Here is a 445-nt window from a genome sequence, read left to right as displayed (position 1 = left end):
CGCTTCTGGCTGCCGGTCTTCAGCAAAAAATTAATGATGCTTTCCCTGAAGTGGTTAACCCTATTTTACGCAATGTCTGGCCGATACCGTTACATCCTATTCCTTCAACCAGCGTTATCCAGTTAGCTATTCAACCGGGCAGCATGACTGAAGCCACACACATTGCCAAAGGCAGTCAAATTTCCGCCATACAACCTAACCAATCCATTACCTTCAGAACCACCCAGGATATCAGCATTGAGCCGGTCACCTTGATCCATAAGACTCTGACACACAGCGAAAACAAAAGCCTGATATCGCTGACCTTTCAATACCATGGGCAAACTCCCTACTGGAAGACCGGGCCAGTCACGCTTTTTCTGGGCGAAGATCAAAAACTGGCGTCTTTACTGACGAAATACCTGGATCAGTCGCTAGACAACATTTATCTGAAAACATCCCTTGC

Annotated in this window: 1 protein-coding gene; it reads left to right on the top strand. The window is 46.7% G+C overall.

Annotated elements, in window-relative coordinates; translation table 11 throughout:
* A partial coding sequence (locus ABR397_RS23345; protein WP_350307780.1) for a type VI secretion system baseplate subunit TssF occupies positions 1-445 on the top strand: 445 nt, incomplete at both ends.

It is taken from the genome of Photorhabdus viridis (assembly GCF_040256935.1).
In the GTDB taxonomy this organism is placed as follows: domain Bacteria; phylum Pseudomonadota; class Gammaproteobacteria; order Enterobacterales; family Enterobacteriaceae; genus Photorhabdus; species Photorhabdus viridis.
Note: the sequence above shows the minus strand (reverse complement) of the source record. Positions and strands in the feature narration are given on the sequence as shown.